An 8592-nucleotide genomic window follows, 5' to 3' on the forward strand; every position below is an offset into this window, starting at 1 on the left:
GGCCCGCACCGGCCGCCCGCGCGGACCGCGACCGGCCGGTGCGGGCCGCCCCGGCCCCGGCGCGCTCAGGGCGTCGCGTGCAGTGTCCCGTCGACGACCGTCACGGCCCGGCCGGTGAGGTGCACGCGGTCGCCGTGGAGGGCGGTGCGGACCAGGCCGCCGCGGGCCGACGCCTGGAAGCCCGTCAGGTCGCCCCGGCGGAGCCGCGCCGACCAGTAGGGGGCCAGGGCCGTATGGGCGCTGCCGGTGACCGGGTCCTCCGGGATTCCGGCCGCCGGTGCGAAGACCCTCGACACGAAGTCGTAGCCGCGCCCCGGGTCCGAGGCGGCGGCGGGGGCGGTCACCGCGCGCACGCCCGCGCCGCGCGACATCCGCTCCAGCGCCGCCAGGTCGGGCGCCAGGGTCCGGACGCCCGTCTCCTCGGGCAGCACCGCGACCAGATGGGCGAGGCGGCCGGTGGAGAGGACCGCGGCGGGCTCGGCGCCGAGGGCCTCGGCCAGGCCCTCGGGCGCCGGCGCCTCCACGCACGCCGCCGCGGGGAAGTCCAGCGTGAGGGAGCCGTCCTCCCGCACCCGGGCGGTCAGCGGGCCCCCTCGGCTGGCGAACCGGACCACGGCACCGTCCCCCGCGATCGCGCCGTCCTCGCGCAGCGCGTGCGCGGTGGCCAAAGTGGCATGGCCGCAGAGATTGGCCTCTACGGTGGGCGTGAACCAGCGCAGCGCCCAGTCCGCCTCCCCGCCGTCGGGGAGCGGGTGGGCGAAGGCCGTCTCGGAGAGGTTCAGCTCGGCGGCGACCCGTTGCATCCACGCCTCCTCGGGCCAGTCGTCCGAGGTCAACAGGCAGACGGCGGCGGGGTTCCCGGCGAACGGCCGGTCGGTGAAGGCATCGATGATCCGAAGGCGCATGGCCCGACGGTAGGGCCCCGCCGCCCGAACCGGCTCGGGCCAATCGGGAAGAAGTGGCCCGGCGCTCTCGGGGCGTGGGCGGGCCACCGGTGAGGACGGGGTGTCGATCCGGACCGAGGTCTCGCCCTCGGTGGCGGCAGCGTCCCCCCGACCGCGACGGCCGCCGCCCGCCGCGCGTTGGGCGCCACCGCGCCCGCGCCCCGAGGCGGCGAGCACGGCGAGGGCGACCGCCGCACGCCACCGGCCGGGCCCGGCTCAGGTCCCGCGGCCCGCCGTGCTCTCGCGCACCACCAGGTGGTGGGGGACCACGTGGTTCTGCGGGGTGGTCCGGCCGTCCGAGGGCGGTGACCCGTCCGCCCGCTCCTCGATGCGGCGCACCAGCAACTCCACCGCCACCCGGGCCACCTCCGCCTTGTCCGGCGAGACCGTGGTCAGCGACGGCACGCTGAAACGGCCCGCCTCGATGTCGTCGAAGCCGACGACCGCCACGTCCTCGGGGACCCGCACCCCGCGCCGGTGCAGCGCCCGGAGCGCGCCCAGCGCCATCTGGTCGTTGAGGCAGAGCAGCGCGTCCGGCCGGTGGCCCTCGTCGAGGTGGCGGTCGACGGCGGCGGCGCCGTCCGGCGTGCGGAACTGCCGCACCGCGATCACCCGCCCCGGGTCGTAGGGCAGGCCCGCCGCCCTCAGGGCCTCCCGGTGGCCGCGCGACCTGATCAGCGCGGTTCCGGTGGTCGGCACGTCGCCCCCGCTCAGATACCGGCCGCCCACCGTGGCGATGGAGCGGCGGCCCAGGCCGATCAGATGCTCGGTCGCCTCGCGGGCGGCCAGCACATTGTCGATGGCGACATGGTCGGCGCCCTCCTGGATCAGCTCGCCCAGCAGCACCACCGGCAGCGTGCCGTCCCGGTCCCGCACATCCTCCGCGGTCAGGGCCAGCGGCGACATGATCAGGCCATCGGCGAAATCCGAACCGAATCCGTCGAGCGCGGTCAGTTCGTGCTGCCGGTCCGCCAGGGTCTGGTGCACCAGGACGGTCAGCGAGCGCCGTTCCGCCTCGCTGATCACATGCCGCGCCAGCTCCCCGAAGTAGGTGAAGTCCAGCTCGGGCAGGACCAGCGCGATGATGCCCGTGCGGCCCCGGCGCAGGTGGCGTCCCGCCAGGTTGATGCGGTAGCCGAGCTCGTCGATGGCCTGCCGCACCACCGCCCGGGTCCGCTCCGAGACATGGGCGTAGTCGTTGATCACGTTGGAGACCGTCTTCTCGGAGACCCCGGCGCGCTGCGCCACGTCCTTGATCCTGGGCCGCGCCACCGTCACCCCTTCCGTCTCCTCCGCCACACGGGCGCTCACCGGGCCCGTTGATCGTAGCCCGCTGCGATGAGGTGGTGCAGGAGTCTTTACAGGCCATGTACATCGATGTAAAAACTGAACGTCACGGCAGCCGCCCGATGTGCACGCTCCGTGTCTGGCCGATGTCCGATCGAGCATGAAAGGTCCGTGATGCGCACCTCACCACCTGCCCGCACGGTCAGCCGGCGCGGAGTCCTCCGCGCCGGACTCGCCGGGGCGGGCACGCTGCTCGCCACCGGACCGCTCGCCGCCTGCGCCTCGCCCGCGGCCTCGTCCGGCGCCTCCTCGCTGAAGGTGTGGGACCTGTTCCAGGGCGGCGACGGCATGCTGATGGACGAGATGATCGCCGACGTCTCCTCCGGGCCCGACGGCTTCTCGGTCGACCGCACCATCCTGGAGTGGGGCTCGGCCTACTACACGAAGCTGGCCATGTCCTCGGCCGGCGGCCGGGCTTCGGATGTCGCGGTCATGCACCTGTCGCGGCTCGCGGGATACGCGCCGGGCGGCCTGCTCGACCCGTTCGACCTCGACGTGCTGGCCGAGTTCGGCGTCACCGAACGCGACTTCACCCCGGCGATCTGGCGCAGGGCGCACTACGACGGGACGCTCTACGCGATCCCGCTCGACACGCACCCGTTCATCACCTTCTACAACCCGGAGATCGCCGAGCAGGCCGGGCTGATCGATCCAGCGACCGGGCTGCTGGCCACCCTGGACTCGCCGGAGGCGCTCATCGCCGCGAGCGAGGCCATGGCCGAGGTCACCGGCGACACCGGCATCTTCTTCGGCCATGTCACCGACTCCTCGCAGAACTGGCGGCAGTTCCTCGCCCTCTACTCGCAGACCGGCGCGGAGTTCAGGCTGCCGGACGGGGGCCACGCCGAGATCGACCGGGACGCGGCCGTGCGCGTGATCTCCTTCCTCCAGGAGCTCTACGACGGCCGGACCAACCCGGGCCACCTCAACACGGAGAGCTCGCTGGCCGGGTTCATGGGCGGGCGCGGCGGGATGCTCATGGCGGGCGAGTGGGAGATGCCGACGCTGCGGGAGTCGGGCGTGCCGCTGGGCGCGGTGCCCTACCCGACCGTCTTCGGCACCCCCGCCTCCTACGCCGACTCCCACAGCTACGTGCTCCCGCGGCAGGAGCGGCCCGACGAGGAGCGGCGGCGCGAGGCCCACCGCTATGTCGCGGAGATCATCAAGCGGTCCATGACCTGGGCCACCGCGGGCCACATACCCGCCTACCAGCCGGTGATCGCCGAGCCCGCCTACGCCGAGCTCCAGCCGCAGTCCTCCTACGCCTCGGCCGCCGAGACGGCGGTGCTCGACCCGGAGAACTGGTTCGCGGGCGCGGGCTCGACGTTCCAGAACAGCATGAGTCAGCCGATCCAGGCGGCGCTGCTCGGCAACGCCTCGGCCGAGGCGACCGCGGACCTCATGATCCGCGAGGCCGACGACTTCCTCCAGCAGTCCAACCCGGTCGCCTGACCCCGCGCACGCAAGGAGCGAACGACGTGACTACCACCGCTTCGACAGGCGCGACGGGGGCCGGGCCGGCAGGGGCCGGGGCCGCGGCCGTGCGGGACGCCCAGGGGAACGCCCAGGGGAACGCCGTGCGCAGGGCGGTGGCCAGGGCCACCGCCGGACGCGGGGGCGGGCGCCGCACCGGTCTCGGGTTCGTGCTCCCCTTCGCGCTCCTGTTCGGCTTGTTCATGGTCTGGCCGATCGTCCAGGGCGTCTGGATGAGCTTCACCGACCAGTCGCTGTCCCTGCGCGGCACCAGCTTCGTCGGGTTCGACAACTACACGGAGGCGTTCGGCGACCCCGACGTGTGGAGCAGCCTGGGCAACACGCTGTTCTTCACGCTCATATCGAGCGTGCCGCTGGTGCTGCTGCCGCTGGGCCTGGCGCTGCTGGTGCAGACCGGGCTGGCCGGGCAGTGGGTCTGGCGGCTGGCGTTCTTCGCGCCCTACCTGATGCCGGTGACGGTGGTGACCCTGATCTGGACCTGGCTCTACCAGCCGGACCTGGGCCTGGGGAACCAGCTGCTCACCACGTTCGGCATGGAGCCGGTGGGCTGGGTGACGGACGAGTCGGTCGCGATGTGGTCCATGGCGGCGCTGACCGTCTGGTGGACCATGGGGTTCAACTTCCTGCTCTACCTGGCCGCGCTCCAGTCGCTCCCCGATACGCAGCTGGAGGCGGCGGCGCTGGACGGCGCGGGCGCGTGGCGGCGCGTGTGGTCGATCGTGCTGCCGCAGCTGCGCAGGACCACCGGGCTGGTGGTGATGCTCCAGATCCTCGCGTCGCTCAAGGTCTTCGACCAGATCTACATCATGACCAGGGGCGGCCCGAACGAGTCGACCCGGCCGATCCTGGAGTACATCTACGACGTCGGGTTCACCGGCTACCGGCTGGGCTACGCCTCGGCCATCTCCTACCTCTTCTTCGCGATCGTCATCGTGATCTCGATCGCGCAGCTCCGCTTCTTCCGCAAGGAGGGCTGACCGTGTCCGCGTTCGCGCACCGCCCCACCGTCCGTTCCCGCGGGCGCCGCGCCCCCCGCGAGGCCGCGGGCTCCCCCCTGCTCCTCGGCCACGGCCGGACGCCGCGCGTGCTGGGCGGCACCGCGCTGGTCCTGATCGCGGCGCTGTGGCTGGCGCCGTTCGTCTGGGCGGTGATCACCTCGTTCCAGAGCGAGGAGGACGCCACCACCCCCGGCCTCTCGCCGCTCAAGGGCGCGCTCACCCTCGCCTCCTACCGGGAGCTGTTCGAGCTGGGCAACGTGCCGGTGTGGGCGTTCAACAGCCTGCTGATCTCGGTCCTGGTCACGGCCATCACCGTGGTGGTCTCCACGCTCGCGGCCTATGGCTTCTCGCGCGGCACCTTCCGCGGGCGGCGGGTGCTGCTCGCGGTCACCGTGGCGTCGATCATGGTGCCGCCGCAGCTGCTGATCGTGCCGCTGTTCCAGCAGATGCTGTTCTTCGACCTGGTGGACACCTACTGGGGGGTGATCCTGCCCCAGGTGGTGGCGCCGATGATGGTCTTCATCCTCAAGCGGTTCTTCGACGGCATCCCGCGCGAGCTGGAGGAGGCCGCCCGCATCGACGGCGCCTCGGAACTGCGGCTGTTCTGGTCGATCGTGCTGCCGCTGTCCCGGCCGATCGTGGCGGCCGTCGCGATCTTCGTCTTCATCGGCGCCTGGAACAACTTCCTGTGGCCGTTCATCGTCACCAACGACGCCGACCTGATGACCCTGCCCGTGGGCCTGGCCACGGTGAAGGACGCCTACGGCGTGCAGTACGCGCAGCAGATGGCGTCCGCGCTGCTGGCCGCGCTGCCGCTGATCGTCGTCTTCCTGCTGTTCCAGCGCCGCATCGTCCAGTCGGTCGCCACCACCGGACTCGGCGGCGCCTGACCGTTCCACCGGCTCCACGGTTCCACCCGCCTCACCGTTCCACCCGTTCAACCGCGTCTCTCAGGAGCACTCGTGTCCTCTCACTCCGCCGTACCACGCCCGGAGTACCCGCGCCCGCAGTTCGCCCGCACCGACTGGCTGAACCTCAACGGCACCTGGCAGTTCGAGCTCGACCGCGGCGACAGCGGTCTGGAACGGGGGCTGCTCGGCCGTGAGCTGACCGGCGAGATCCTGGTCCCGTTCCCGCCCGAGTCGGAGCTCTCCGGCGTCGGCGAGACCGACTTCCTGGAGGCCGTCTGGTATCGCCGCACGGTGACGCTGCCCGCCGCCTGGGCCGGGCGGCGGGTGCTGCTGCACTTCGGCGCCGTCGACTACGACACCACCGTGTGGGTGAACGGCACCGAGGTCGTCCGCCACCGCGGCGGCTTCACCCCGTTCACCGCCGACCTGGACGGCGTGGCGGCGCCCGGCGAGGACGCCGTCATCACCGTCCGCGCCCGCGACCCCAAGGCGGGCCCGCAGGCGCGCGGCAAGCAGGCCGTCAAGTACGCGAACCACGACTGCAACTACACGCGCGTCACCGGCATATGGCAGACCGTGTGGCTGGAGCCGGTGGCCGACGTGCATCTGCGGCGGCCCCGGATCACCCCCGACCTGGCGGGCTCCGCGTTCCACCTGGAGCTGCCGCTGAGCGGCAACCGGGCGGGCCACCGCGTCACCGCGGTCCTCACCGACGCCGAAGGCGAGGTGGCGTGCGCCTCGGCGCGCGCCGACCTCGACCTCGCGCCCCGGCTCCATCTGCCGGTCCCCGAGGAGCGGCGCCGCGAGTGGAGCCCCGAGGACCCGCACCTGTACGGGCTGCGGCTCACGCTGACCGACGCGGAGGGCCGCGAGCTCGACGCCGCCGACAGCTACGCGGGGCTGCGCGCCGTCGGGATCCGGGGCAAGGCCGTCACGCTCAACGGGCGCGCCGCCTTCCAGCGCCTGGTCCTCGACCAGGGCTGGTACCCCGACGGGCTGATGACCGCGCCCACCGACGAGGCCCTGGTGCGCGACATCGAGCTGGCCATGGAGGCGGGCTTCAACGGGGCCAGGCTGCACCAGAAGGTGTTCGAGGAGCGCTTCCTCTACCACGCCGACCGCCTCGGCTACCTGGTGTGGGGCGAGTTCGGCGACTGGGGCAGCGGGACCGGCGGCCTCTCCGGCGACAACCAGCAGCCCGACGCCTCCTACACCGGCCAGTGGCTCGAAGCCCTGGAGCGCGACTACAGCCACCCCTCGATCATCGGCTGGTGCCCGCTGAACGAGACGTACCAGAAGCTCCACGACCGGATCACCCAACTGGACGCGGTCACCCGGGCCATGTTCCTGGCGACCAAGGCCATGGACACCACCCGGCCGGTCGTCGACGCCTCCGGCTACGCCCACCGCGTCGCCGAGACCGACATCTACGACTCGCACTCCTACGAGCAGGACCCCGAGGCGTTCCGCGCCCAGATGGCGGGCCTGGCCGAGGACAGGCCCTACGCCAACGGGTACGGGGACGGCGACGCCTACTCGCTGCCCTACCGCGGACAGCCGTACTTCGTCAGCGAGTTCGGCGGGATCTGGTGGGACCCGGCCGCCGCCGCGACCGCCGCCGGCGACGACCGGACCGTCTCCTGGGGCTACGGCGACCGGCCGCGCGACGAGGAGGAGTTCCACGACCGGTTCGAGGGGCTCACCGGCGCCCTGCTGGCCGACCCCGGCATGTTCGGCTACTGCTACACCCAGCTGACCGACGTCTTCCAGGAGCAGAACGGCGTCTACCGCTTCGACCGGAGCACCAAGCTCGACGTGGCGCGCGTGCGCGCCGCGCAGCTGCGGCCCGCGGCCATCGAGCGGTGTTAACGTCGGCGCCGCGGCGCCCGCACCCGCGCGGGCGCCCCGGCGCGACGAGGCAAGAGGCGGAAGACGTGACACTCAGCATGGCGCACGGGCCCCTGTCCGCGGCCCCTCCCGACACGGTCAACTACCACATCACGGGCCCCGGTCACCGGCTCTTCCTCCAGGGGTTCCCGCGCCGCGTCCGCTGCGAGTTCGGCGGCGTCCCGGTGCTCGACACCCGCGAGGGCAAGCTGCTGTGGGAGACCGGGCTGTTGCCTCAGCTCTACGTCCCGGTCACCGACGTGGACCACAGCCTGCTGGAGGCCACCGACCACTCCACGCGCTGCCCCTTCAAGGGCGACGCCTCCTACTGGTCCCTGGCCGAGGGCGACCGCCGCGCCGAGAACGCCGTCTGGGCCTACGCCCCCCGGGAGAACGCGTCGTGGCTCGCCGGGCACATGGCGTTCGACTGGGACGCCGCCGACGCCTGGTACGACGAGGACGAGCGCGTCGAGGGCCATCTGCGCGACCCCTACCACCGCGTGGACGCCCGCGAGAGCAGCAGGCATGTGCGGGTGCTGCTCGACGGGGAGCCCCTCGCCACCACGGACCGTCCCAAACTGCTGAGCGAGACCGGCCTCCCCAACCGGTACTACATTCCGACGGAGGATGTGCGGCTCGACCTGCTGACCGAGAGCCCGACCCACTCCGTGTGCCCCTACAAGGGAACGGCGGGCTACTGGTCGTACACCGGCGAGGGCCAGCGCATCGACGATGTGGCATGGTCCTACCCGGCCCCCCTGGAGAACGCCTTCAAGGTCCGCGACCACCTCTCGTTCGCACACCAGCGCGTCACCACGGAAGTGGACGGCGAAACCGTCGTATGAGCCCGCCACCGGGGTAGGGGAGCGGTGCCGCGCCGGGATGCGACACGATCGCCCCCGGTGCGGTGCACACCGCACCGCCCCAGGAGGATCCGCTCGTGTCCGACAGCCCGCTCTCCGACCTGTTCCCCCCCGACCGCGTCGCCCCCGCCCTGCCGCCGCCCGGCGG

Annotated in this window: 7 protein-coding genes; 5 read left to right on the top strand and 2 right to left on the bottom strand. The window is 72.6% G+C overall.

The window, feature by feature from the left end; genetic code table 11:
* Positions 1 to 65: 65 nt before the first annotated feature.
* On the bottom strand, positions 66 to 905 hold the full coding sequence (locus ADY01_RS28490) for a PhzF family phenazine biosynthesis protein (RefSeq protein WP_049579242.1): 840 nt from the start codon (positions 903 to 905) through the stop codon (positions 66 to 68).
* Positions 906 to 1160: 255 nt separating this feature from the next.
* Positions 1161 to 2216 (bottom strand): LacI family DNA-binding transcriptional regulator, encoded by a 1056-nt coding sequence (locus tag ADY01_RS28495; protein WP_049579250.1) that lies wholly within the window; start codon positions 2214 to 2216, stop codon positions 1161 to 1163.
* Between the two features lie 189 nt (positions 2217 to 2405).
* Between ADY01_RS28495 and ADY01_RS28500 the strand changes: the two genes are divergently transcribed.
* The 5 genes from ADY01_RS28500 (at position 2406) to ADY01_RS28520 (ending at position 8426) form a co-directional block, all read left to right on the top strand.
* Positions 2406 to 3743: an extracellular solute-binding protein gene (locus tag ADY01_RS28500; RefSeq protein WP_049579244.1), complete on the top strand. Its 1338-nt coding sequence runs from the start codon at positions 2406 to 2408 to the stop codon at positions 3741 to 3743.
* Positions 3744 to 3769: 26 nt separating this feature from the next.
* On the top strand, positions 3770 to 4762 hold the full coding sequence (locus tag ADY01_RS28505) for a carbohydrate ABC transporter permease (RefSeq protein WP_420715748.1): 993 nt from the start codon (positions 3770 to 3772) through the stop codon (positions 4760 to 4762).
* Positions 4759 to 5673 carry a carbohydrate ABC transporter permease gene (locus ADY01_RS28510; RefSeq protein WP_420715749.1) on the top strand — a complete coding sequence of 305 codons (915 nt, stop codon included), beginning with the start codon at positions 4759 to 4761 and terminating at the stop codon, positions 5671 to 5673. The genes ADY01_RS28505 and ADY01_RS28510 overlap by 4 nt, the downstream gene beginning before the upstream one ends.
* A gap of 72 nt (positions 5674 to 5745) precedes the next feature.
* Positions 5746 to 7563 carry a glycoside hydrolase family 2 protein gene (locus ADY01_RS28515; protein WP_049579247.1) on the top strand — a complete coding sequence of 606 codons (1818 nt, stop codon included), beginning with the start codon at positions 5746 to 5748 and terminating at the stop codon, positions 7561 to 7563.
* 65 nt (positions 7564 to 7628) lie between these two features.
* A complete protein-coding gene (locus ADY01_RS28520; protein ID WP_049579248.1) occupies positions 7629 to 8426 on the top strand; it encodes a DUF427 domain-containing protein in 798 nt (265 codons plus the stop codon).
* Positions 8427 to 8592: the final 166 nt, after the last annotated feature.

The sequence above is a fragment of the Streptomyces sp. SBT349 genome (genome assembly GCF_001083795.1).
Classification (GTDB): domain Bacteria; phylum Actinomycetota; class Actinomycetes; order Streptomycetales; family Streptomycetaceae; genus Streptomyces.